General features: G+C 63.7%; 16 protein-coding genes. 6 read left to right on the forward strand and 10 right to left on the reverse strand.

Annotated features, from left to right (window positions below; all coding sequences use genetic code 11):
- Nucleotides 1–135: 135 nt before the first annotated feature.
- Nucleotides 136–2193: a hybrid sensor histidine kinase/response regulator gene (locus C440_RS00070; protein ID WP_049915066.1), complete on the forward strand. Its 2058-nt coding sequence runs from the start codon at nucleotides 136–138 to the stop codon at nucleotides 2191–2193.
- A gap of 81 nt (nucleotides 2194–2274) precedes the next feature.
- Here C440_RS00070 and C440_RS00075 read toward each other — a convergent pair whose 3' ends face one another.
- Together C440_RS00075 and C440_RS00080 are read right to left on the reverse strand one after the other, a co-directional pair.
- Nucleotides 2275–2754 (reverse strand): SRPBCC family protein, encoded by a 480-nt coding sequence (locus C440_RS00075; protein WP_008317071.1) that lies wholly within the window; start codon nucleotides 2752–2754, stop codon nucleotides 2275–2277.
- Between the two features lie 485 nt (nucleotides 2755–3239).
- Nucleotides 3240–7772, reverse strand: a complete 4533-nt coding sequence (locus C440_RS00080; protein ID WP_008317073.1) for a glycoside hydrolase family 15 protein — start codon at nucleotides 7770–7772, stop codon at nucleotides 3240–3242.
- 200 nt (nucleotides 7773–7972) lie between these two features.
- On the opposite strand from C440_RS00080, the gene malA reads away from it, so the two are divergent.
- Nucleotides 7973–10024 carry an alpha-amylase MalA gene (malA, locus tag C440_RS00085; protein ID WP_008317075.1) on the forward strand — a complete coding sequence of 684 codons (2052 nt, stop codon included), beginning with the start codon at nucleotides 7973–7975 and terminating at the stop codon, nucleotides 10022–10024.
- Between the two features lie 376 nt (nucleotides 10025–10400).
- Here malA and C440_RS00090 read toward each other — a convergent pair whose 3' ends face one another.
- The 8 genes from C440_RS00090 to C440_RS00120 all read right to left on the reverse strand — a co-directional run bounded on the left by C440_RS00090 (nucleotide 10401) and on the right by C440_RS00120 (nucleotide 21122).
- Nucleotides 10401–10835: a DoxX family protein gene (locus tag C440_RS00090; protein ID WP_008317076.1), complete on the reverse strand. Its 435-nt coding sequence runs from the start codon at nucleotides 10833–10835 to the stop codon at nucleotides 10401–10403.
- Between the two features lie 94 nt (nucleotides 10836–10929).
- Nucleotides 10930–11100, reverse strand: a complete 171-nt coding sequence (locus C440_RS17465) for a hypothetical protein (protein ID WP_161605906.1) — start codon at nucleotides 11098–11100, stop codon at nucleotides 10930–10932.
- Nucleotides 11097–13460, reverse strand: coding sequence for an ArnT family glycosyltransferase (locus tag C440_RS00095; RefSeq protein ID WP_008317077.1), 2364 nt, complete (start codon nucleotides 13458–13460; stop codon nucleotides 11097–11099). The genes C440_RS17465 and C440_RS00095 overlap by 4 nt, the downstream gene beginning before the upstream one ends.
- 2 nt (nucleotides 13461–13462) lie before the next feature.
- Nucleotides 13463–14653 carry an ABC transporter ATP-binding protein gene (locus tag C440_RS00100; protein ID WP_008317078.1) on the reverse strand — a complete coding sequence of 397 codons (1191 nt, stop codon included), beginning with the start codon at nucleotides 14651–14653 and terminating at the stop codon, nucleotides 13463–13465.
- Entirely contained in the window at nucleotides 14643–16235 is a 1593-nt protein-coding gene (locus C440_RS00105) for an ABC transporter permease (RefSeq protein WP_008317079.1), read from the reverse strand. Before C440_RS00105 ends, C440_RS00100 begins: the two co-directional genes overlap by 11 nt.
- A gap of 12 nt (nucleotides 16236–16247) precedes the next feature.
- Nucleotides 16248–17411, reverse strand: a complete 1164-nt coding sequence (locus C440_RS00110) for an iron ABC transporter substrate-binding protein (protein ID WP_008317080.1) — start codon at nucleotides 17409–17411, stop codon at nucleotides 16248–16250.
- Between the two features lie 81 nt (nucleotides 17412–17492).
- Nucleotides 17493–18668 carry a hypothetical protein gene (locus C440_RS00115; RefSeq protein WP_008317081.1) on the reverse strand — a complete coding sequence of 392 codons (1176 nt, stop codon included), beginning with the start codon at nucleotides 18666–18668 and terminating at the stop codon, nucleotides 17493–17495.
- A gap of 102 nt (nucleotides 18669–18770) precedes the next feature.
- Nucleotides 18771–21122, reverse strand: coding sequence for a DEAD/DEAH box helicase (locus C440_RS00120; RefSeq protein WP_008317082.1), 2352 nt, complete (start codon nucleotides 21120–21122; stop codon nucleotides 18771–18773).
- Nucleotides 21123–21231: 109 nt separating this feature from the next.
- Between C440_RS00120 and C440_RS00125 the strand changes: the two genes are divergently transcribed.
- From C440_RS00125 to C440_RS00140, 4 genes are all read left to right on the forward strand, one after another.
- Complete coding sequence (locus C440_RS00125; protein WP_008317084.1) at nucleotides 21232–21657, forward strand: DCC1-like thiol-disulfide oxidoreductase family protein; 426 nt, start codon at nucleotides 21232–21234, stop codon at nucleotides 21655–21657.
- Nucleotides 21658–21679: 22 nt separating this feature from the next.
- Complete coding sequence (locus tag C440_RS00130; RefSeq protein WP_008317086.1) at nucleotides 21680–22177, forward strand: GIY-YIG nuclease family protein; 498 nt, start codon at nucleotides 21680–21682, stop codon at nucleotides 22175–22177.
- Between the two features lie 234 nt (nucleotides 22178–22411).
- The gene (locus C440_RS00135) at nucleotides 22412–23203 is read left to right on the forward strand and encodes a helix-turn-helix transcriptional regulator (RefSeq protein ID WP_008317087.1); all 792 of its coding nucleotides are present in this window, start codon (nucleotides 22412–22414) and stop codon (nucleotides 23201–23203) included.
- A gap of 82 nt (nucleotides 23204–23285) precedes the next feature.
- A complete protein-coding gene (locus C440_RS00140; protein WP_049915068.1) occupies nucleotides 23286–24428 on the forward strand; it encodes a pyridoxal phosphate-dependent aminotransferase in 1143 nt (380 codons plus the stop codon).
- The last annotated feature ends 16 nt before the right edge of the window (nucleotides 24429–24444 follow it).

A 24444-nucleotide genomic window follows, 5' to 3' on the forward strand; every position in this document is an offset into this window, starting at 1 on the left:
TCAACCGCAATTATGACAGATAAAATTCGATTGTGGTTGATGTTTCTTCCCGGTTACTTCGACACTCGTTCTGTTTGTTATCGAGCCTGATAACCGCGTCACAACGCTCATTAGGGTGAGCAGATGCTAGTCGGTATGGACGACGGGTCTGGAGTTGACGTTCGCGTCCTCCACGTTGACGACGAACCGAGCCTCACGGACCTCGTTTCGATTTACTTGGAGCGTGAGGCTGGCGACGTTGACCTTTCAGTGTTGACGTCGAACTCGGGTGCGGACGCGCTCGAACGACTCCGTCAAGAGCAGGTTGACTGCGTCGTCTCGGACTACGATATGCCCGATATCGACGGGCTAGAGTTCCTCAGAGCGGTCCGAGCCGAACATCCAGACCTCCCTTTCATTCTCTTTACCGGCAAAGGCTCCGAGGAGGTCGCCCGCGACGCCTTCCGTGTCGGCGCGACCGACTACATGCAGAAAGACACCGGAACCGACCAGTACACCGTTCTCGCAAACCGCGTCGTCAACGCGGTCTCGCAGTACCGAGCGAAGGCGGCCTCGGAGCGGTACGGAACCGCAATCGAAGTTCTCGACAGCGGCGTCTACTCGCTCGACAGCGACGGCCGATTCACGTCGGCCGACGGTGTTTTTTGCGGTCTCACCGGCTACGAACGCGAGGATATTCTCGACCGACAGTTCGCCGACCTCGCCGCGGACTCGGGAGACGAAATCCGGAACGCGTTCCAGAAAGTCATCGACTCCGACTCGGCCGACACAGAACGGTTCGAGACGGTCCTCTCGTCGGGACCGTCCTACCCGCACGACGACGAATTGCTGTGTGAGGGGCACCTCGCACTTCGGCCGACCGAGGACGACGAGGCCGCCGTCATCGGCACGCTTCAGGACGTTACCGAGCGCCGTCACCGACGGAACCGACTCCGGTACGAAACGCGGTTACAGGACGCCGTCTTGGACACTTCGACCTCGCTGATGAGCGCCGAGGCCGACGAAATCGGCACGAAAATCGAGTGGACGCTTCAGACGGTCGGCGAAGTCGCGGACCTCGACCGCTGTTCTGTCTATCTCTACAACGACGAGACGAACGTCGCCGCGTGCGTACACGACTGGAACCGAGGAGCAAAAATCGAACACCCGGCTCGGGTTTCACTGGACGAGGCTCGCTGGTTGCTGGAGCGACTCCACCGCTTCGAGAACGTCCGTCTCCACTGCGTTTCGGACCTGCCGCCCGACGCGTCGAACACGAAACAACTGCTCACGGAGACTGAAACCGGCGGCTTCGTCGCCGCGCCCATGGTTTCGAAGTGGTCGTTCGTCGGCTTCGTCGTCTTCGACGTTATCGACACGACTCGCTCGTGGACCGACACCGAAGTTGACCTTCTTCGGTCGGTCGCCAACAACATCACCCACACACTCGCCCGAGAGCGCAGAGAACGCGAACTTCGCCGACAGAACGACCGACTCGACGAGTTTGCGTCTGTCGTCTCCCACGACCTTCGAAATCCACTCAACGTTGCGAAAGGGTTCGTCGAACTCGCCCGCGAAGAAGAGGACGTGGCCTACCTCGACCGGGCGCTGGACGGAATTACGCGCATGGATACGCTCCTCAACGACGTGCTCTCGCTCGCAAGACAGGGCCGGAAAGTCGGAGACACGAACGCCGTCAACATCGCCGACGTCGCCGAGCGGGCGTGGAAAGCAGTTGATACCGGCAAGGAGGCGGTGCTCGTTGTCGAAGACGGTCTCGGAGCGACGCAAGCCGACCAAGGTCGGTTCCAGCAAGCGTTCGAAAACCTGTTTCGAAACGCAGTCGAACACGGGTCGAAAACCGACCAGCCGTCAGCAACCGGGACAGTCGAACGCGGCTCGTCAGGCGCACACTCCGCCCGGGACGACGAACTCGTCGTCCGCGTCGGGCCGACCCAATCCGGATTTTACGTCGCGGACAACGGTCCCGGCATTCCGGACGAAAAGCGTCAGACCGTCTTCGAACACGGTCACACCACCTCTCAATCCGGAACCGGATTCGGTCTCTCTATCGTCGAGAGCATCGTCGAGGCCCACGGCTGGGACATCTGCGTTACGGGACCCGAGTCCGACCTCGGCGGCGCGCGATTCGAGGTCGATATCGGCGGCGTCCGCTCCGAAGTCGAACCGCGATTTTCGCTCAGTGACGACTGAACACCCCGGCTAGCCGCCGTTTCCCCGTTCTCTTCTGTTTCCTCTCGGCACCGTCGATTTCGACCGTTTCGACTGCCTGAGTTATTCGAGGAGCGCCTTCGTCTGTCGGTGTCGCCCGCGGAACATCGGGTCGAACCCGAGACCACCGAAGACGCCCGCAACGTCGCCGAGCGGGCCGAACGGGAGTTGGTACTCGACGCGGTCTTCGAGAATCGTCTCGTCGCCGTCGGCGACGAACCGGTGGGTGTGGACCCATCGCGGGAAAGGACCGCCGACCATCTCGTCGCGGAACCACGCCGTCGTCTCGCTTTCTTCGCGGTCGGTGATGCGCGATGTCCAGCGCTGTCGTGGTCCCACCCCGAACGGTTGCATCGACATGTCGATTTCCGTGCCGGCGACGAGCGCCTCCGGGTCGGGGTCCTCATCCGGACCGCGAACAGATTCGATTTCGAGGTTCATCCACGCCGGTGTAAGTGCCTCTAAGCCGGACGTATCCGAGTGAAACTCCCACACGCGGTCCAGTGGTGCGGCGACGCGAGTTCGGCGTCGATAGACAGGCATGTCGGGTCGTTAGTGTCGAGACGGAAAAGCCGTGTCGGCAGTGTACTAAAAGAGGAGGGCCGAGACCGATTCCGGGTCGTGTCGGATGCCGAAACTCGGTGGTGCTCGTCGGTGTCGAACGCTGGACTATCCGCGAAAAGCCGCCGCTCATGGGGCGGCTTCACCTACGCGGCAACCCATTGCGCACGAACCGCGCGGGTGGACACGAGACACGACCGCCCAATCTGAAGTTAGGCTGGCTACGAGACGACGGTCAGTGTCCGGTCCACTGCCACGACCGGGGCCGTGGCACGAACAACTTCTCTGAGATTCATATTAACAATTTTGCATGTTGTGTCGGATGTCCGATTCGAACCACTCGCCTCGATTCGACCGTGCTCTCCCGACGGACCCCTCCGGAAATCGGTCGATGAACCGTGTAATAGTGTGTCTCGAAACACACCACGAGACCGACGATATCGTGTTCGGTTCGCCGGCGTAGCGGATTAGAGCGTGAACCGCGAGACCGACGTTCCGGCTGTGGTGAGGTCGGCGTCGGTCGCGGCGGCGACAGTCACCTGATTTTCGCCGTACTCGATTGCGACTTCGACTTCGAACGCGTCGTCTTCGGGTTCGATGAGCGTCGTCTCTCCCGGCGTTTTCACGGCGACGACGGCGGCATCGGTCTGGCCGGAGACGACGAGTTTGTCACCTTTGAATCGCGTGCTCACGCGAAGTTTCGGGCCGGACGGCCGGTCGCGTTCGACGTATCGTTCTCGCAAGAATGCGGGTGTTTCGACCGGCTCGCCGGCGTCGATGCTGTGTGCGAGGCGGACGAACTGCGCCATGGACCACGCGAGCGGCGTCGCACTGCCGGTCCCCTCGCCGAACTCCCAGTTGTAGTCCGTCGAGTGTTCGCGGTCCCACACCTGTTCTGCGAGCATCCGCCCGGAGTTGGCGAACGCGGCCATCGTTTGAAGTAGGTTCGCGGGTTCGAGTGCCCCCTCGTCGGTTCCGTTGAGCAGTTCGTACTCGCCGCGTTCGCCGGTGAAAATCGGCCAGAGCCGACCTTTTCCTTTGGCGTCGATAGACCACGGTGCGCCCTCTTCGTCGCGTTCGCGTTCGCCGTAGCCGTCGCCGTTGTAGCGGTAGAACGCCGGGCCGTGCGGCGTATCGACGCGAATCGTCTCGTCAACTTCCGCGACCGAGTTCTGGATAATCTCGTCGTCAGCGGGTTTGATGCCGAGACGCGTCAGTTCGAGGAACCCGCCGTCGATAATCTCGCGTTCGTCCAGCGTCGGCCCGTTGTTTGCGAGCGTTCGGAGGTGCCCAGCGTCGGGTTCGCCGTCGCGGGTGATGCGGACGTAGTACGGCGTGTGCGTATTCCGGTCGGTTCCTGTTCGGGTCGCCGTCCAGTCATCGACGTGCGTCTCCCAGTCGTCGGCGAGCGACAACCAGACGAGCGCGTCCTCGTCGTGGCCTTCGTCGAGCGCGATGGCGGCCGCACAGCCGAGTCCGGCGATTTCGGCGGCGATAGACGACGGCGAATAGCCCGCTTCTTCTTCCCAGCGTTCCTGTGCCGTCGGCGGCCCGTTTCGGGCGACGTAGTCCGCAGAGCGCTTGACGTTGACGTAGTCGTACGCCACGTCGTCGAAGTCGATGCCGCGCTCGGCGAGCGTGTAGGCCATCACTTGCGGGAATGAGATGTTGTCCATCTGCTCGCCGCCCCAGCGGGTTCGACCGTTGAGATAGGTGTTCTGCGGGATGAATCCGCGGTCGTCCTGCTGGTGCGTGTAGATGTACTCCAACGCGTCGATGGCCGTTTCGATGTCGCCAACGGCCTCGAAGACGGTAAAGACCTGATAGAGATCGCGCGACCAGACGAAGTTGTAACCGTAGCCTTTGGCCTCCTCGGCGGGGACGACTTCGCCCCACGGAACCGACGGCGAGGCGATACCCGCGCCGAGGTAGGTCTTGTCTTCAACCGCTCGAAGACTCATGAGGCAAGTCTTGTACTGAGCGGCGAGGTCGTCGTCGGCGACTGCGTCCGGGAGCGTCTTGTCGGCGAGGAAGTCGTTCCACGAGTCTGTGTAGGCCGACCGGACGGTCTCGTAGCCCCGTGTCAATGCGCCGGCGGCCTCGCCGAGTGCGGCGGCGGTGTCGGCGTGTTCGGCAAAGCCGAGCGCCAGTGTCTCGGTGAGGTCGGAGCCGGTTCCGATGCGTCCGACGAGGACGACGTTCTCGTCGTCGATTCGCTCTTGGGGATTCGGAAGCGCGCCCTTGGAGAAGAACTCCGAGAGATACCGAGAGCCGGCGACGCCGACGGTCGCCCACTCGAATCGACCGACGGCGGTGAGCGCGATTGCCACGCTGTACTTGCGCCCGTTCTGGTCGATGAGAAGTGGTTCGTCTCCGTCGCCGGTGTCGAATGCGCCCGCGTCACGGGCGACGAGGTGGTAGCTTCCGAGTTGGCCGAGGCGGATGCCGCGGTCCTTTGCGCCGGTGTTTGCGAGGGCCGTGTCGGCGACGGTGTACAGTTCGTAGTCGCCGCCGTCGAGGGATTCGAACTGCACGTCGGCGAGCACCGCGTCGTGTTCGGAGTCGATGGCGTATTCGACGGTCAGTTCCCACTCGTGGCCGCGTCCGTCGCCGGTCTCGGTAATCGTGTGGCGGAAGACGAGCGCGTCTGTTTCGACGATTTCGGCCCGTCGTTCGACGGTGTCTGCGTGGTCGTCGCGGCGCGTTTCGTTGTGCGTTCGCGCGGTGTACTCGGCTTTCGGGTCGGCGGCAACGACGAGGAAATCGAGCGTTCGGAGGTTCATCAAATCGACCCGCGGGAAGCGAACTTCCGTGAGCGCGCCTTCGGTCAGGGTGAACCAGATGCGCGAGGGGTCGTCGGTGTCGTGGTCGGCGACCGTGCCGATACCGTATTTCTCGCCGGTCGTCCATCGCGGCCGGTTTTCCGGGCCGGTGGGTGCCGGTTTCGGTGCCGGAAGCGCGTCGATTTCGGAGAGAACCGCGGTCGTCTCCATCCGAATCGCGTGTGGCCACCCGAGCGGAACTGCGCTATCGAATCCGCCGTCGTCGAACACCTGTTCTGCGAGGTAGCCCGCGTCGTTCGTAAGCGGGCCGTCGGGTTGGAGCAGTTCGTAGAGGTTCGTCGCTCGCTCGATGAATCGGCGGCCGTCTTTGCCGACGCGGTCACAGAAGAGACCGAACTTCGCGGCGGCGTTCGCGCCCCACGCGGTGGCGACAGACCAGATTTTCTCGCCTTCTTGACCGTCCGCACGCCAGTAGTCGTCTTCGAACCTGACCAGTCCGGCCACGTCGCCTCGGGGGTTTCGGTACAGCCCCTTCAGCGTCGCGGACATGTGCTTGACGAGGCGGTCTGCGGTCTTCGTGTCTACCTCCTCGATGTCGGCATAGGCGTCGATGGCATCGACGAGCGCGAAGGTGGCTGAATCGAGTCGGTCGTCCAGTTTGTCGTTGTCGTCGATGCGAAGCGCGTACACCGCTCTTTCCTCCGACCAGAGTTCGCCGAGACCGTCGTAGACGGCGGTCGCCTGCTCGGCGGCGTGTTCACGGAGGGAGTCTGGAACCGGTGCCGCGGCGACAGTCGAATACGCCCGGAGGAACGCCGCGGCCGTGTGGGTGAACCGCCCGCTCATATTCTCCCACGCGTTTTGGCAGGGTTGCGGCAGTCCGTCGTCTTCGAGACTGCTGTCGAGTCCGGAGATACCGGCCGTAACGGCCGACCTGATTCGCCCGACGAGTTCGTCGTTGAGTTCGTCACGGCGCTCTGTGAGGAGCGTCGCAAGGTACGTCACGACGCTCGCCGTCTGGTCGGCCTGATACTCCTCGTCACCTGTGCCCTCGACGCGGCCGTGTGCCCAGCCGGGCGCGACGCTCCCATCGACGGCCCAGACGCGGTGGGGCCACGTCCCGTCTTGGAGTTGCATCTCGCAGTAGAACTCGGCGCTCGTCGAGAGTCGAGCGTCGAGTCCGAGGTCGAACGCGTCGTCGGACTGTGCGAGCGCCAGCGAAATCTCGGCGTCGTCGCGGAACCACGTGTAGCCGTAGCCGCCGGAGTGAGCGTAAAACGGGTCGAACTCGGGGCCGGCGATGCGAGCACCGCTGGGGGCGGTCAAAAGCGAGATGGCGCGAAGGTCGGTGCGGACAATCCGCTCGCGCGGCGTCTCGTCGGGGACGAACACCTCGGCCTGCTCGCGGGCGGCCGACCGAAGGTCGTCGGCGGTGGCGTGTTGGACCGAACAGTGCTGGAGGTCGGCAAGCGCCTCCGAGCGGTCCATCTCACTGTGGTCAGACAGTTGGGTGACGAGCGTCGTCCGCGCGGCGCGGCCCTCCTGTTCGAGCGGGGCACTGACGACGACGTCGCCGGAGAGGTGCGTGTCTTCGTATCGCTCCAAGACGGCCTCTCGCGGGAAATCGAACGTGTCGTCGGAGAGGATTTCGTCGAATCGCTCGGGAATCTGCCCACGCACGTCGTCAAGCCCGGTCGAAGCCGTCACGTAGTCGTGTTCGGTCCTGTGGAATACTTCGACCGCCTGCGTCCCGTTCGGGCCGCCTTCCTCGTGGATGAGGCGGCCAACACGGGTTTCCCGTCCCTCCGGTGCGAAGGTGAGAAAGGCAGTCAGGTGCGCATCGGTCGGAATCGCCCCGCGAAGTTCGACGTGTGTCACGTGGGCGCGGCCGAGCGTCAGGTCGTACTGATGGACGGTGTACTCCCCGGCGTCGTACTCGGTCTCGACCAGACTCGTCTCGTGGTAGTAATGTTGACGGACGGGTTCGAGTTCGTCGAACCAGTGCGTCTCGCCATTCGTCTCGATACCGAATCGAGAGCGGTCGATACCGTAGAGACCCGAAAGCGAAGACGAGTAGTCTCGAAGAGACCCGTCGAGTCCAACATAGACGAGCCGGTCCCCGTGGCCCGAAAACGCACCGTCCGAGGTCTGACACTCCTCCGGGAAGCGTCTCCCCCGGTCGCGTTTGTATTCGTTTAACGCGGTCCGAAGTCGCATAGAGGTAGACGTTGGCGCCGAACCATAAGTATTGGCCGCTCGGACGCCGTTTTTATCTTTTCTCTGCGACGTATTCGACCGACGCCGTGGGCACGCCGGAGCGACCCTCTCGCAACTGAACACGTATTCTCACGGGAGTAAACTCAAAGTCTCCCGGAACGTTCATTGTGTGTATGCATCACCCAGGCCCGCCGCAGTTCATGGCCGTCGGCGAGTCGGTCCAACTCGCCCCGCGGAACCCCGACCCCGACGCCGACTACCAGTGGCACGTTCGCAGTGCCCCCGTTGCCAGCAGTTTCGACTTCGCAGAATCGACCCCAGTCGTGCAGTTTACTCCCGACGCGGCGGGGGGCTACGTTCTCGAACTCGACGCCCCCGACGCCGTTCACACGCTGACGATTCGCGTCTTCCCCGGGTCGTATCTCCCCGCTGGCTCCGCCAGAAGCGGACAGAGCGGCTTCAGTGGACAGAGCGGCTTCAGCGGACAGAGCGGGTCCGCCCGTCCGACGCAGTTCAGCGGCGGCGCGTCCGGTTCGGGAAGCGGTGCCGGGTCCGCACAACGGGGCGAGGGCGGTCGGCCTCGGATTCGCCTCGATGCGACCGTCGAAGACGACACCGTCGTCGTCCGCGCGGACCCGCAACCGAACCCGAACAGCGACACCGACCGCGACGACCTCATCGTGGAATTCGTCGTTGACGACCGCGACGACGTGGACCGAGCCGCGGTCGAAACCGACGGGTGGGTGCTTCGGATTCCGGTCTCGGCCATCGGTGACCGACTCCGCGTTCACGCGGTCGCACTCGACGAAACCTACAGTGTCCCCGACACGGTGACCGTCGAACGCGACACCATCGCCGACGGTGGCGTCGCAGAACCCGACCACGAGCGCCCGCCCGAGGCATCTGACGCCGATTCCGGCCGCGGCGAACACGCGACGGAACGACACGACCACACGGCCAAAAGCGACGGCGCTGGCGGCGAACAGCACCTCTCTGTCTCCCGGCCGAACGACCCACCGGAGTGGGCGCGAGACGTGACGCTCTACGAGATTTACATTCGAGAGTATGCCGACGACGACACCGAAACCACCTTCGAGGCGTTGGAACAGCGCCTCGACTACCTCGATTCGCTCGGCGTCGATTGCCTGTGGTTGACACCGGTTCTCCAGAACGACCACGCCCCGCACGGCTACAACATCGTGGATTTCTACGCTATCGCCGACGACCTCGGCACCCGCGAGGACTACGAGCGGTTCGTCGAGGCCGCCCACGACCGCGGGATGAAGGTGCTTTTCGACCTCGTGCTCAATCACTCCGCGCGCGAACACCCGTTTTTCAAAGACGCCTACAAGAATCCCGATTCGGACTACTACGACTGGTACGAGTGGCAGGACGACGGCGAACCGGGGACGTACTTCGACTGGGAGTACATCGCCAACTTCGACCATCGAAACCTCGACGTGCGGCGGTATCTCCTCGATGCGGTCGATATGTGGGCCGAAATCGTCGATGGCTTTCGATGCGACATGGCGTGGGCTGTGCCGGATACCTTTTGGCAGGAAATCCGCGAACGCGTGAAGTCGAAAGACTCCGAATTCCTCCTCCTCGACGAGACAATCCCGTACGTCGCCGACTTCCACGAGGGCATGTTCGACATGCACTTCGACACGACGCTGTACTTCGTTCTCCGGCAGGTCGGCCGCGGCGACGAACCCGCAGACCGAATCCTCGACGCCATCGACCAGCGCGCCGAAGTCGGCTTCCCCGACCACGCGGCGTTCATGCTCTATCTCGAAAACCACGACGAGACGCGCTACATCGTCGAGTGCGGCGACTCGGAAGCGATGGCGGCCGCGGGTGCGCTCTTTACGCTCCCCGGCATCCCGATGATTTACGGCGGACAAGAAATCGGCCAGCGCGGTCGCCGTGACGCCCTCGCGTGGGACCACGCCCGCGACGATATCCGCGAACACTACGAGCGACTCATCGAGGTTCGAAACGACACGTCGGCGCTCGGCTACGACGGGTCGTTCCGACGCATCGACTACGAGGTCGATTCCGCCCGCGCCGTCGCGTTCGTCCGCGACCACGACGATGGGTCGCATCTCTGTCTTTTGAACTTCGGCGACGACCCCGTGACGGTCGATATCGGCGACCTCGACGTTGACGCCACGGACCTCGTCTCGGGCGATTCAATCGCCGCCGAGGGTGGACTCCGCGTCGAGAACGTGGCTATCTGCCCGCTGGCGTAAGGGTTCCGAACGCCACGCTCTCCTGACGTTCTAGTCCCTAACACCTCCGGCACCCCGGACAACCCGGCTCAGGAACTCCAGACACCTCGTCCGACCCGGTCCCCAACATTTCGACACTCGGACGCCACTGATACTCCGGACACCTCAAGTTTCCCGGACGCTCCGGCCTGCCCGACTTCGGACGCCCCTCCGCCAACATCACGAGTACAAAAGACGGCACTCCGACCCTGCGACCGGACCGAACCGACGACCTCGCCTCGTGGTTCGAATCAGTCGTTGCAACCCACGACGACGCTCCCGACTCGGCCGTCGAACCCGACAACGCACAGGCAACCGTCTGGCGGCGCGAACCGCGACCGTAGACGCAGATTCGGTTTCAACTGTCGTTCCAGCCGTCAGTTTCGGGTCGCGTGTACCACCACGCCCACGCGATGAGGACGCCCTGAAGCGGGAGTCGCGCCCACCGCGCCGCCGTAGACGGGTTCCGTATGGCTTCGGGTGCACCCGTGAGAACCACGTCGTGAGTCGCCATGTAGACGTTCGCCGGGAAGACGGCAAGCAACAGCGCGATGAGTCCCCACGCCGCGAGACGTCGCGTCCGCGGAACTAACACGCCCGCGCCGAGGGCAATCTCCGCGATGCCGGAGATGTAGACGAGTTCGAGCGCCGCCGGAAACGACGGCGGAACGAGTTGGACGTACACGTGCGGGTCCACGAAATGTAACACGCCAGCGACGATGTAGAGACAGCCCATCACGTAGCGCAGTGGGCGCTTAGCCCGAGCGAGGACGCCGTCGGCTTGGTCGGTCATTCTACCTCACGGTTGGCTTGCTGGTCCAAAGACCTGTTTCTCTGAATCGACTCGCGGCGAGGTCAGCACGGAGTTCGGCCCGTGTTTCGGCACCCTAACTCTCCTTGTCGTCCAACACACTTCCGACCCACAGGCCGAACGCGACCGCCCCGACGAGAATCGGAATCGAATACAGCGGCCCCGACGGCGAGACGAGAAACAGCAGTTCGGCGACGATGAGTGCGACGAGAAGACCAATGGCTCGCCCGCGGGAGACGACGGTCACGCCACGCTCCGGTTTTGGCTCGTCCCCGTCGAACCGCTCTCTCGTCTCGCCTCCGAGTTCACCGACGCCGCCATAGTTGCATTCGACGTTGCCACAGTCGCGTTCGACGCCACCGACACGCCCGGCAGATAGTCACCGTCTGGACCGACCCACTGGCCCTCGGTCCCACAGTCGGTTGTCAGCCGACAGACGCGTGTCTCCGGCGGCCAGATGACGCGCACTTCGCCGTCCGACCGGTCCACAGAGACGGTTTGTCGGTACGTAACGGTCTCGCCGAAGTCACCGACGTACGTGACGAGCAGGTCGATTTCGCTCGTCCCGTTGGGAATCGGAAGCCGGTCGGGACCGGCGGCTTTCGGATGGTTCGTCACGAACACGCCACTCGGGGTTATCGCCCAGTCAACGGACAGGTTCTCCCGCATCCGCGAATCGTAGCGGGCGTACCCCGATTCGGTCTCGACCCGGACCGAGACGGTGGTACTGCCTTTCGGTGCGCCGAGGGTCGTCGTCGCTTCGACACGCTCTCCTGCGAGCACTTCGAGACGCGTCAGCGCCGGTTCGACGGGTTCCTCGGCCCCGACCCACGACCCGCGGTAGGCGAACCGATAGGGCGTCCGATTCGTTGCGTCGAGAACGGTGAAATCCTGTTCGGGACCGTCGTCGATGGCGTAGACGACCGAGCCGTCGAAGCCGGGGTCGTTACGAAGTGTCTGGAACGGATGGGCGGACCAGTCGCCGTACGGGTCGGGGTGGAACACGAGCACCTTCGACGCGTTCGCACCGCTGACGCCCGGAACCGACGGTGTGAGCGGCGGCTCTTCGAAGCCTGCCTCGACGAGCGGGTCGTAGGTCGCTTCGAGATTTTCGGTCCGGAGGTGGTTTTCGCTGTACGGGTCGTCGATGGCGTCGAGGGTGACGCCACCGGCGACGAGCGCGGAGACGAGCACGACCGAGAAGACGACGCCGCGGGCCTCAGAGGGAGAGAACCGACGGGTCGCCACCCCGCGAACGGCCCGCACACCGCCGACGAGTCCGGCCGCGGCGAACACGACCAGCGGAACGAGCGCGTCGAAGTGGTAAAATGGGCCGAGCAAGTCGATGAGACCGTTTCGAAGCCCGTTGTGCGTCCCCCAGAAGAAGACGTTTCCGAGGAAGACCGACCCGAAGACGCCAGCGACGACCGCGGCGAGCGCGGTGTCGGAGAGTTCTACGAATCCGGCAGTCTCGCGGTCCCCGAGTCCGTGTTGGCGCCGTCTGTCGCCGCCGCGAGCGCGCCGACCGGTTGCACGTTGCCACCGGCGATAGACTGCAACTCCGACGCCGACGATGGCGGCGACGGTTCCGAACCAGCCCATCGGTCCCCAACGCGTCACGAGCATGTCGAGCGCTTCGACCGCCGTCTCGATGCCTAACGCAGGCGTGTAGACGATGTCGTACCCGAGTATCTCGCGCCTGCCGAAGCCGATGCCGTCCGCCGGCGCAAACGCGATGTAGGGGAAGGTAAGCGGGTCGCCGGTAACGACCGCGTTGTAAGCGAGCGTCAGACCGACGAACGCGATGCCGGGGAGGGCGATGGCGACGTATCTGCGGGCGACCGCTCGGCCGGTTCCGACACGCCACGACGTTGCGAGCGCCCACAGGGAGTGGACCATGAACGGCAACGCGAACAGGACGGCGGTGTAGGGTCGCGCGAAAAACGCGAAGCCGATGAACGCGCCCGCGACGACGGCGTAGCCAACCGAGTTGCGACGGGCGGCTCTGACGTAACAGACTCCGAAAATGAGGTTCAGCATCGTCGTCGGCGCGTACGCGAGGAACGTCGACGACGTGATGAGAAACAACGGTGAGAGACCGAGTAACCCCGCGGCGACGATTCCCGTTCGGCGGTCGAACACGGCCGCGGTGAGCACGTAGACGAACCACGCCGTGACCGAGGCGACGACGCCCAACACGAGGTTCGGCAGGCCGACGGCGAGTCCGAGCGCGAACAGCGCCGGCACCGCGGGCGAGTACTTCGAGTACAGTCGGACGCCACCGGGTGCGCTCGCGTGCTCTTGGACGACGAAGAACCACGGCCTGACGGCCTCCGTGAGCGCGCTGGGGTGGAGGAACAGTTTCCCCTCCAACAGCATCGCCGCCTGCATGAGGTAGACGCCCTCGTCGTCGTTGACAGTGTGGTATGGAAAGAGATCGACTGCGAGCCACGTCACGACGAGTCCGACGAGAAGCGAGACGCCGACTGCGGCCAGTCGATGGCGCGTCCGCTGACGGTTGCTGTCGAACGAGAGACCGAGTCTCCGCAAGCGGTCGATACCGAGCGCGGCGAGGAAAGCGTTGACTCGCGTATCTCGACCGCCCATCCTTAGTCCGAGTACAGCCCGGTGTCGGGACGCTGTTCACGCGGGAACCACGCGAGCTCGTGACCCGCGTCGAGCGTCACCTCGATGCGACCGTCGGTCGGGACGGTCTCGTCGTGGTTGTGCATACAAAGCAGGGTATCTCCGCCGTCGAGTTCGACCTCGTAGAGGATGGTCGGCCCGAGGTAGCGCTTGCCGACGACCTCGCCGTGCCCCTCGCCCTCGCAGGCGTGGGCGGACACGTCGTCCGGACGGACGAGAATGTCGATGTCGGTCTCGTCGTACTCGGGTGCGAGACCGTGCAGTTGGTCGCGGCCGACCGCTCCGAGTTCCGTCTCGATGACGTCACCAGAAATGCGCCCCGGAAGGAATCCGGCGTAACCGAGGAACCCGGCTACGAACCGCGATTCGGGGTGTTGGAAGACTTGCTCGGGTTCGCCAACCTGTTCGAGGTCGCCGTCGTTCATCACGGCAACGCGGTCCGAAATCGACATCGCCTCCTCTTGATCGTGTGTGACGGAGACCGCCGTCACGCCCGCCTCTTTGAGGATGCGACGGACCTCCTCGCGCATCTGCACGCGAAGGTCAACGTCGAGATTCGAGAAGGGTTCGTCGAGGAGCAAAATCGCGGGCTCCGGTGCGAGCGACCGAGCGAGGGCGACGCGTTGTTGTTGGCCGCCGGAGAGTTCGTCGGGATAGCTCTCGCCTTGGTCCTCTAAACCGACGAGGTCGAGTAGTTCCGAAACGCGCGCCTCGCGTTCGGACGCGGAGTGGTCTTTCAGCCCGAAAGCGATGTTTTCGGCCGCGGTGAGGTGCGGGAACAGCGCGAACTCTTGGAACACTACGCCGACGCCGCGCTCTTCGGGGGCGGTGAAGATGCCGTTGCCCGAGACGACAGTTCCGTTCAGCCGAACCGTCCCCTCGTCGGGGTGGTCGAGACCGGCGATGAGTCGCAGTGTCGTCGTCTTCCCGCATCCCGAGGGACCGAGGAGCGTGAGAATCTCACCTTCGGTGACGTCGAGTGCGAGTTCGTCGATAACTGACTCGGTCCCGTAGGACTTCGAGACGCCGTCGAGTTCGAGGACGGTGTCGGAGTCGGTCTCGGAATCACTGCCGAGTCCGGCGTCGTCGGTGTCAGTGTGCGACTGCTCCTCGTTGTTCGAATTATCTGTGGTCGTGAGTGTGCTATTTGACATCGTATCCCTCTTGTCTGATGATGATGAGCATCGAGAGCCCCGAGACGAAAAGTAAGATGAGCGCGGGAACAACGGCTCTGCCGAAGTATCCCTGCCCGTAGGCAGACCAGATGTGCGTCACGAGCGTCTTGAAGCCGGACGGTCGAAGCATGAGCGTCGCCGGCAGTTCCTTCATCGTGGTCAAAAAGACGAGCGCCGCGCCACCGAACAGTCCGGGCGCGACGAGGGGGAGCGTCACGTGCCGGAATGCGCCGGTCGGCGTCTCTCCAAGAGTTCGGGCGGCCTCGGGCAGAGCGGGGTCAACTCGGAGAAACGACGCCCGAAGCGACCCGACAGCCTGCGGGAGAAACCGGATGACGTAGGCGAACACGAGCAGGTAGACCGTCTGGTAGATGGACGTCGCATACGAACTCCCGAAGAAGACGAGCGCCAGACCGAGCACGACGCCCGGGACGGCGTAGCCGATGTACGTCGCGCGCTCGAAGAGCGAACTCAGCCGCGAAGAGTGGTGCGCCGCGAGATAGGCGACCGGAACGCCGGCGAGTGTTGCTACGACCGCCGCCGCACCCGAGACGAACATGGAGTTGAAGGCGTATACGGGTCGGAAGTCGAGCGAGGTCCCCGTCGTGCTCACGCCTTCCGCCAGCCACGTGAGGAGAATCCCGAGCGGGACGACCAACGCGACGGTGGCGACCAATCCGGTGAACGCGACTGCGGGGTATCTCCAGCGACCGAGTTTCATCACGCTTCCCGAGCGCCCGCCGGTCGTGGTTCGTTCGTTCCCGCGAATCTGCGATTCGAGCGTGAGGATAATCAGCGTCACCCCGACGAGTTGGAGCGACAGAAGCGTCGCGGTGTCGCGGCCGAACGTCCCGAACTCGACGAAGATGACACGGGTGAACGCGTCGAACCGCATGATTGCCGGCGTCCCGAAGTCGGACAGGGCGTAGAGTGCGGCGAGAAGCGCCCCGGCGGCGACTGCCGGTCGAATCTGCGGGACCGTCACCCACTTGAAAGCCTCCCACCGAGAGTGGTTCAGCGTCCGGGCGGCGTCGATGAGCGTGGTATCCATCGACTTCAGCGCCGCCCGCGTGGTGATAAACACGTACGGGTACGTGTACAGTGTCAGCACCAGCACGGCTCCGGGGAGTCCGTATATCTCCGGTAGCTCCTGTACGCCGAGCGGTTCGAGAAGACGCTGAAACGCCCCGTTCGGGCCGAACGCAGACACGAACGTGAACGCGCCGATGTAGCTCGGAATGACAAGCGGGAGCGAGACCGCGACCGTCCAGAACTGCTTGAACGGGAGGTCGGTTCTGACGGTAAGATACGCCAGCGGAACGCCGAGTGCGACACACGCGGCGGTCACGAGGACCACGAGAACGGTGCTGTTCAGAAATACGCTGACCGTCTGCGGGCGCGTGAGAAGCGCGAGCGCTTCTTCGGGCCCGACTTCGAGTGCGGATTTGACGAGCCACAACAGCGGAACGATGACGGCGGCGGCGACCGCACCACTTGCGATTGTGAGTCCGAGCGGTTGCTCGGTCTCCCCCCCACCGCCCGTTTGCTGTTCGGTCGCCATTAGTGTCTCACCTCAGAGCACGCCCACCTCACGCAAGAGTTCCACGGTTCCTTCCAGGTCCGACAACTGCGTCAGGTCAAGCCCTTCCGGCGGCGAGAGTTCCTCGATACTCGGGAGCGCACCGATTGGGTCCACACCCGAGACGAGCGGGTACTCGTAGGTCGTCCGCGCGAAGTAGTCCTGTGCTTCCGCCGACAGCAGGTGCCGGACGAAGTTGTTTGCGAGGTCCGTATCGTCCGTGGTGTCGAGGACGAGTGCACCCGCGACGTTGAAGATGGAACCGGCGTCGCCCGAGGTGAACGCGGTTTTGAGCGGCGCGTTCTGCCGTCCACCGAGGATGCGCTGGATGTAGTAATGGTTGGCGAAGCCAGCACCGATTTCGCCGTCCGCGACGGCCTGCGAGACGAGAAACTCGTTTCTGAATTCGGTGACACCGAGGTCTTGCATTCCTTCCAGCCACTGTCGGGTCGCGTCTTCGCCCTCAAGCACGCGCATCGCGGTGATAAAGGCCTGGAACGACGAGTACGTTGGTGCCCAGCCGATGTTGTCGCGGAAGGCTTCTGTCTCCGGGAAGGCCATGATGTCGTCCGGAATATCCGAGTCGTCGAACTGCTCGGTGTTGAACGGAACCGTCCGAGCGCGGCCCGAAGTACCGGTCCACTGCCCGTCTGGGTCGTGGAACTCGTCGCGGACGAGGTCGAGCACTTCGCTCGACAAGTCCTGCGTTCGGCCAGCGTCCTTCAGTGCGCCGAGGGACCCCGCGTTGACCGAGAAGAAGACGTCTGCGGGGCTGTTTTCGCCTTCCGTCTGAATCTGGTTGACGAGTTCGGCCGCGGAGTTGTATCGCGGGCGGATGGTGAAGTCGTCGTAATACTCTTCGAAAAAGGAGATGAGTTCGCCGACGAGTGCCTCGCCGCGCCCGGAGTACAGCGTGAGTTCGCCCGAGAGGTCCGGCATGTCCGCAATCGACACGCCACCGGTGATTTCCCGGTCGCCGAACGGTGACCGACCCGACCCAATCTGTCCGACTATCTCGTTGCTTCCGGAGTCAGTCGTCGTTTCGGTTTCGCCGCCGTCGCCGGTACAGCCAGCCAGCGAGCCGAGGCCAAGTGCCGCCGCCGTCGCAATGAACCGACGACGACCCTGGACGCGAAGCTCCCGGTCGTGTTCTTCCATATGTTAATTTAGGCCACCCTAAAACATTTATAGCTACCGGTTCGTGGACCGATTTCGTGTAAAATGAAAAGAAAGACGTGCTCAGTCGTCGGCGGGGACCACGTTCTTTTTCGCCGCGAGCACGTCCAGACAGTCCAGCCAATCTTGCATGTGTTCGCCGACGTAGTTGAAGAACTCGCCGTTTTGATAGTCGGACCAGTCGCCCTCGGCGAGGCTGTCGGCCATCGCCTCGAACACTGCCGCGTACGAGTCGGCCTCTTCGTCACTGCCGCCGTCGTCGCCGACCGCATCGACAACTTCCCAGAGGTGTTCGTTCAGTTCGAGACCGGGGACCTCGTTGTTCAGGTCGTCGAACGTCGGCCGCGGAGCCTTGTTGTGCTCACAGAGCGGATAGCCGTTGACGATGTCTTTTTCGAGCACGTCGGCGGCGCGCTTGAGGAAGACGCCCGACCAGATGTCGTCGAAGCGGCCGACCTCCCACTCGTTGTCGTCCATTGGCAACTGGTAGAACGCCGGGATGACCTCGCGTTTGAACGCGAGGTTCATCGAACAGACGGTGAGATACTGCCCCGGTTCGGCGACGAAATCGCCGTCGAAGTCGTCGAAGTCGGTTCGGGTCTGTGCCTGTCCTTCGAGGTCGCCGTCCATCAGGATGCGGACGGCGTCGAGGTCGGGGACGTTCGTCCACAGACCTTGCGAGGCGACCACGTCGCGGAGTTCGCGGGTGTCCGTCTCGACCGTCTCGTCCATCGCCGAGTACGGGTATCCACGAGGGTACAGACCGTGTTCGTCGGCGTTCTGGTAGAGGACGTTTACCCACTTTTCGTCGCTTGCGACGGACTCAACCTCGTCGGTGCGGTGGAGATTTTCCATGTGCCGCCCGAAGAAGTCCCACTCGTCGTGCGGGAGCGTGTCGTCGTCGATGAAGACGCCGTAGTCGAACTCGGGATGCGCCCACATGTACAGCAGGCCGAAACTCGTCTGAGCATGACTCGCCGCGGGAACGAGGTGTGAGTACGCTTCGATTCCCTGTTCTTCGTACCACGCCTCGCGGGCCGACCCGTCGAAAACCGCCCCGGAGACGCCCTCGTCGTCGAGCATCGCCGCCATCCCCTCGCTGTCGCAGAAGTCCTCCGTCACGAGGAGGACGAACAGCCGGTCGAGGTCGAAGCCGTGTGCGCGGGCGTTGTCGAAATACGACCGCATGCACTCGTACTCACGGATGGTTGGGACGACGACACAGATGTCCGGTTTCATTGTGTGTATGGATTTAGGCGGGCCAAAAATACCTGTTGATACGCGCTCGAACCCTTCAGACGCCCGAAACGTTTTGTGAACCGGACGACCGATTCGGTGTGGTCAGTCCCGCAATCCGGTCAGCGATTCTAACAACAGGACTGCGGTCTCTTTGGTCAGCGGGTCGTTGGCGTTCCCGCACTGCGGCGACTGCACGCACGACGGACAGCCGTCTTCGCAGTCGCAGTCGTCGATGAGTCGTGCCGTCTGCCGCATCAGTCGCTCGACGATATCGTAGCCGGCGCGGGTCAGACCGACGCCGCCGGAGTGGCCGTCGTAGATAAAAATCGTCGATTGGCCTGTGTGGTCATGATACGGCGTGGAGAGACCGCCGATGTCACCGCGGTCACAGAGGAGCGTCAGCGGGAAGAGCGAAATCATCCCGTGTTCGGCGGCGTGGATGCCCCCGTTGAACGCGTAGTCGCTCCCCTTCTCGTGGGCCTCTCCCAACGCTCGCATCTCGGATTCGACGTCGTCGGGAACCGTGACGTACAGCGCCTTCGTCCGCAGACGCGTCTCCGGTAGGTCGAGCAGTTGGTGGCCGATGGTTGTCCCCCGCTTCGGGTCGCGGCGCTCGAAGCCGGTGATTTGCTTTCGCATCGTCACCTCTGCGAACCGGACTTCGACGTCCGACCGCGCGGACAGCGGTTTCGACGAGATGTCGCGTTCGACGGTGATATGTTTGTCGTGAAGGATGCGGGTGTAGTAGTCCGCCCACGTCGGTTGCAGACGTGCCACGTCGCGGTCGAGGTCGAGGTCGGTGACTTCGTAGGTCTGGCCTTGGTGATGGTACACCGCGCCGGGATGGGCGTCTCGAAGAGCGTTGTCGAACCCGAGTGTGGCGATAGATTCGTCGCTCCGCGAATCCATGAGTTGCACCTCGCGGTCGGTGATAGTTCGGAGGCTCATCGCGTGTTGCGGGCTTTCGCCGCCGTCGTGGGTCCACCGCACGCCCTCGTCGGTGTTCCGCCGTGCCAGTGTATCGTCGGCTTCGAGAGCGGACACCACGTCCGGGAACGTCTCGCCGAAGTACGCGTCGTCGGCCGTCGAGAGCCAGTTTTCTGCGGCCGCACAGGCGACGTGTGACGGCAGTAGATGTTCGTTTTCGGGGTCTGAAACGGCCCGTTCCGGGTCGCCGTCGAAGAACTCTGCGGGGTGGTTCAGCAAGTACTGGTCGAGTTGGTCTTCGCCGCCGACGAGGACGACGAGCGCGGGTCGCTCACCGCGACCGGCCCGCCCCGCTTGTTGCCACGCCGACATTCGTGTGCCGGGGTAGCCGTCGATGAGAACCACGTCGAGACCGCCCACGTCTACGCCGAGTTCGAGAGCGTTGGTGCTCCACACCCCTGAAATGTCGCCGTCGTTGAGTCCCGACTCTATCTCCCGGCGTCGGTCGTTGGTGAGTGCGGCTTGATACGCCGCAATCTCGCCCGCCAGTTCGTGCTCGCCCCGACTTCGGAGGTCGCTCGCGCTCTCCGTGGCGTATCGCTCGGCGGCCTGCCTCGCTCGGGTAAACGTGAGTGTCTGGTGCCCGCGGGCTACGAGGTCGACGAAGAGGTTCTTGGTTTCGACGTGTCCCGAGCGTCTCCGTCCCGACCCGCCAGCATCCGGGGTTTCGTACTCCGGTGGATTCCACAGCACCCAGTGCGTCTCGCCGGTTCCGCTCGCGTCTTCGTCAACGAGCGCGAAAGACGACTCCGCCTCGCCCGTGATTCGCGCGGCGTGTTCGACGGGGTTGCCGATGGTCGCAGAACAGCAGACGAACTGCGGGTCCGACCCGAACCGTTCGCAGACGCGCTTGAGTCGGCGGAGTAAAAGCGCGACGTGACTGCCGAAGACACCGCGGTAGCCGTGTACCTCGTCGATGACGACCGTTTCGAGCGACGAGAAAAACCACTCCCACAGGCGGTGTGCGTGCGGGAGAAGCGCGTAGTGAACCATGTCGGGGTTCGAAAGCAGTACCGTCGGCATCCGCTTTCGAACCTCGCGTTTTTCGGAGTTCGACAGGCGGCCGGTGTACTGGTCAACCGAGACGCGACTCCCGAACCCGAGACCGTGAGCGAGGTCCGACAGTGTTTCGAGTTGGTCGGCGACGAGCGCGTTTTGCGGGCCGAGATACAGCGTTCGGCCGCCGTGGTCCATCGCTCGCTCGAATGCGGGAATCGTGTACGCGAGGCTCTTACCGCTCGCAGTTCGGGTTGCGAGAACGACGTTGTCGCCGTCGCGGACGGCTTCGACCGCCTTGGCTTGGTGCCGGTAGAGACGGTCGATACCGCGAGTTTCGAGAGCCGACGACAACCGCGGCTCGAGGGCGATGTCGGCGAACGCCGGGTCGCGCGCGTCGAATCGGCGGTGAGCCGCTATCTGCCCCTCGTAGTACGGTCTGGCCCGGAGCCACTCGATGAGGTCGTCCACACGTCCACTGCGAACGTCCCCGTCCTAACGCTGTCGAATAAATGTTCCATGCTACCGTATGTCTATGTCTGCCGAGCTGTTTTTGTTTCCTCAATCCCGACGGAAGGGTATGAACACGGACGCGGTGCTCATCTACGACGGCGAGTGTCCCTACTGCTCTGTCGCCGCGACGGCGCTGAAGCGTCTCGACGACGTGGAAGCGATTTCGTGGTACGACGACGCCGCGCAGGCGTTCTTGGCAGTCCAGTTCGAGGAGATTCCGTTTGCGATGGTTCTCGCAGACGATGCCGAGGGCCGCGTCTACGCGGGCCGCGCGGCCGCCAAAGAACTCACAGACAGAGCCGGGATGCCCGGACTGCTCGGCAGTCTCGTCCGCGACAATTACACGACGATTGCGAAGGTCGTCGGCGTGGCCAGCGGGCGCGGCCGCGACCCCGACGACGTCCACAGCACCTATCCGATGGCACCCGCGGCCGCCGACCTGTTCGACCGACTCGTCGAACACGCCGAGCCGCGGCCCGCGGAACTTTCGTAGTTCCGCTCGCATCGTCCGCACGATGACCGACGACAACCGCGAGCGACCGGTCTACTCGCTCGCACCCGATCTCCTCGGCACCGACGACGACCCGCTCGCCCTCGACACGGCGTCGCCGTCGGGGACCTACGCGCTCGTCTTCGACGTTCCCGAGACGACTATCGAGGTCGGCGCGCTCGGTGCGTGTCGATTCCCTGCCGGCGGGTACGTCTACGTCGGGAGCGCGTTCGGCACTGGCGGGCTTCGACGCGTCCGCAGGCACCGACGAGTCGCGTCGGGCGCACACGACGCTCGCCACTGGCACGTGGACTATCTCGGCGGCCACTCAGACGTCGCACTCGAACGGGTCGTCTGCGTCACCGACCGCGATGTCGAGTGCGCCGTCGCGTCGGCACTCGGCGCTCCCACCGTCGATGGATTCGGCTCGTCCGACTGTTCGTGCGAGGCACACCTCACGCGGCATCGAGACGCTGAGACGGCAGTCTCGCTCGCGGAGACAGCGTTTCGAGACAAAAGTTGAGGGGAAGGCGTTCCCCTCGCCCGTCCGAACCGGACCGGGCACCCCGGGTCGGACGGTAAAGCCGGTTGTCAGAGGCACCCCGGCGTCAAACAGTACCACTGCCACCCGCTTTACTTCATCTATCGCCCAACTCTGTCAGGGGGTGACATTTGATATATAAATATATGGTTTGTTTTTATTCTAAACCCGGAATACTCCGTCCATTTATGTACAATGGTCCCCGAATACTCTACTATGACCCGTCCTGACGCGGACGAGGTGCTCGAAGTACTCGCGGCGCGGGTTGACGTACTCGCGGCGCTCGCCCGTCAGCCACGGAAGACGTCCGAGTTGACCGCCGACCTTCCCGTTTCCCGTTCTACTATCGACCGAGGGCTACGCAAGCTAGAACGCGTCGGGTTCGTCGAGACGGTTGACGGCGCTCACCACCTCACCCTCGCCGGATGGTTGGCGCTCGATGCGTACGACCAGTTCGACGACCAGTTAGACGATATCGACGCGGCCGCGACGGCGCTCGAACCGCTCGAATCGGACGTTTCTATCGACCCTGTGTTTCTCCACGGAAGCGATGTGGTCGTTGCGAACGGCGGCGACGAAAACGCCGTCATCTCCCACCTCACGTCGGTTATCGACGAGGCGGAGGCGGTACGGGGCTGTTCCCGAGACGCGTCCGAAAAGCGTCTCGACACCTATCATCGGCGAATCGTCGAAGACCAAATTCCGGTCGAACTCGTCGTGACCGACGAGGTCGTCCAACGGCTCATCACGTCGTATCGAGCGGAACTCGCCGACGCCTGCGCCGCCGAATCGTTCTCACTGCACTCAGTCGAGTCGCTCCCGTACGACCTCATCGTCGCCGAACGCCCGGGTCGGTCCGTTGCGTTGCTCGTGACCCACGATTCGGGAACTCCCTTTGGTCTTATCTACACCGAGCGGCCCGAAGGCGTCTCGTGGGCGCGACAGCAGATTGCCGACTGGCGAGCGTCTTCAAGCCCGCTTCCGCTCCCCTCGTTCGACGATACGTAACTCGATTTTCGACTCTCGACGTGCCCCGAATCAGTGGCCCGCTACCCCAACGACTTACCGGATTGCACGCGAAGCCATGTCAATGACGACGACGTTTCCCGCGATTCCCTATCTCGAATGGATCGTCGGGCGAGTCGATGCGGCGACTCACGACCTTGCGACCAGCGACCTCAACGCGTCGGACCACGACGACGCTCTCGTCCCTCCGCTTTTATCCGGTCTCGACGACCCCGACGACGAGACGCTGGTCGCCCAACTCGCACGTCGATACGACGTTCCGGAGTCGTCCGTGCTCGTCACTGCCGGCGCGTCGAACGCGAACTTCCTCGCTACCAGCGCGCTTCTCGACCTCGCCGACGAACTTCCGGAGGACGGCGACGTCGACACCGACGTGGCCGAGTCGTCGTCTCGTGACCAAGTACTCGTCGAGAAACCGGGATACCAACCGTTGCTTGCGACGCCCGACGCGCTGGGTGCTCGCGTCGATCGGTTCGTCCGCCCGCCGGAGTTCGATTTCGAACTCGAATCCAACCGAATCAGCGGGGCCGCGACCGAGGCGTTCGCGTACGCCATCGTCACCAACCGGCACAACCCCTCTGGGAAACTTGCAACGCGACCCGAACTCGCCGAGATGGCTGTGGCCGCTGACGACGCGGGCGGGTCGCTCCTCGTCGATGAAGTGTACGCCCCGTACGTTGACCCCGCGGCCGACGGGCCGTTCGGCGGCATCACCGCGGCCGGCTTGCCGAACACCGTCGTCACCGGCTCGTTGACCAAATTCTACGGTCTCAGCGGACTCCGAATCGGGTGGATAATCGGGCCGGAGGCGGTTGTCGAACGGGCGCGCGAAACCTCGATGTATTTCCCGTCCGTCGCGGACCCGAGTGCCAAACTCGCCCGGCGCGCGCTCCACCACAGCGACGACATCGAAACCACCGCCCGCGACTACCTCTCGACCAACCACGACCTCCTCGCGTCGTTCGTCGCCGACCAACCTTCCCTGTCGGGACGGGTGCACCCCGGCGCGTCGTTCGCGTTCCTCGAACACGACGACTACGACGGCGACGAGGTTTCCGACGCCGCGTGGGAAAACGGCGTTCTCGTCGTTCCGGGCCGCTTTTTCGACTCGCCCGACGCGTTCCGCCTCTCGCTCGGCGGCAACCCCGACGACATGGCCGCCGCCCTCAACGCGTTCGGCACCGTGCTCGACGAACTCGCTGAGTGAGTCGGGATTGTCGTAC

It is taken from the genome of Haloferax mucosum ATCC BAA-1512, from assembly GCF_000337815.1.
GTDB classification, from domain to species: domain Archaea; phylum Halobacteriota; class Halobacteria; order Halobacteriales; family Haloferacaceae; genus Haloferax; species Haloferax mucosum.

Excerpts from the sequence above, each read along its gene's own strand:
- C440_RS00070 (WP_049915066.1), top strand. The coding sequence starts at position 136 with ATGGACGACGGGTCTGGAGTTGACGTTCGCGTCCTCCACGTTGACGAC.
- C440_RS00075 (WP_008317071.1), bottom strand. The coding sequence starts at position 2,754 with ATGCCTGTCTATCGACGCCGAACTCGCGTCGCCGCACCACTGGACCGC.
- C440_RS00080 (WP_008317073.1), bottom strand. The coding sequence starts at position 7,772 with ATGCGACTTCGGACCGCGTTAAACGAATACAAACGCGACCGGGGGAGA.
- malA (WP_008317075.1), top strand. The coding sequence starts at position 7,973 with ATGGCCGTCGGCGAGTCGGTCCAACTCGCCCCGCGGAACCCCGACCCC.
- C440_RS00090 (WP_008317076.1), bottom strand. The coding sequence starts at position 10,835 with ATGACCGACCAAGCCGACGGCGTCCTCGCTCGGGCTAAGCGCCCACTG.
- C440_RS00095 (WP_008317077.1), bottom strand. The coding sequence starts at position 13,460 with ATGGGCGGTCGAGATACGCGAGTCAACGCTTTCCTCGCCGCGCTCGGT.
- C440_RS00100 (WP_008317078.1), bottom strand. The coding sequence starts at position 14,653 with ATGTCAAATAGCACACTCACGACCACAGATAATTCGAACAACGAGGAG.
- C440_RS00105 (WP_008317079.1), bottom strand. The coding sequence starts at position 16,235 with ATGGCGACCGAACAGCAAACGGGCGGTGGGGGGGAGACCGAGCAACCG.
- C440_RS00110 (WP_008317080.1), bottom strand. The coding sequence starts at position 17,411 with ATGGAAGAACACGACCGGGAGCTTCGCGTCCAGGGTCGTCGTCGGTTC.
- C440_RS00115 (WP_008317081.1), bottom strand. The coding sequence starts at position 18,668 with ATGAAACCGGACATCTGTGTCGTCGTCCCAACCATCCGTGAGTACGAG.
- C440_RS00125 (WP_008317084.1), top strand. The coding sequence starts at position 21,232 with ATGAACACGGACGCGGTGCTCATCTACGACGGCGAGTGTCCCTACTGC.
- C440_RS00130 (WP_008317086.1), top strand. The coding sequence starts at position 21,680 with ATGACCGACGACAACCGCGAGCGACCGGTCTACTCGCTCGCACCCGAT.
- C440_RS00135 (WP_008317087.1), top strand. The coding sequence starts at position 22,412 with ATGACCCGTCCTGACGCGGACGAGGTGCTCGAAGTACTCGCGGCGCGG.
- C440_RS00140 (WP_049915068.1), top strand. The coding sequence starts at position 23,286 with ATGACGACGACGTTTCCCGCGATTCCCTATCTCGAATGGATCGTCGGG.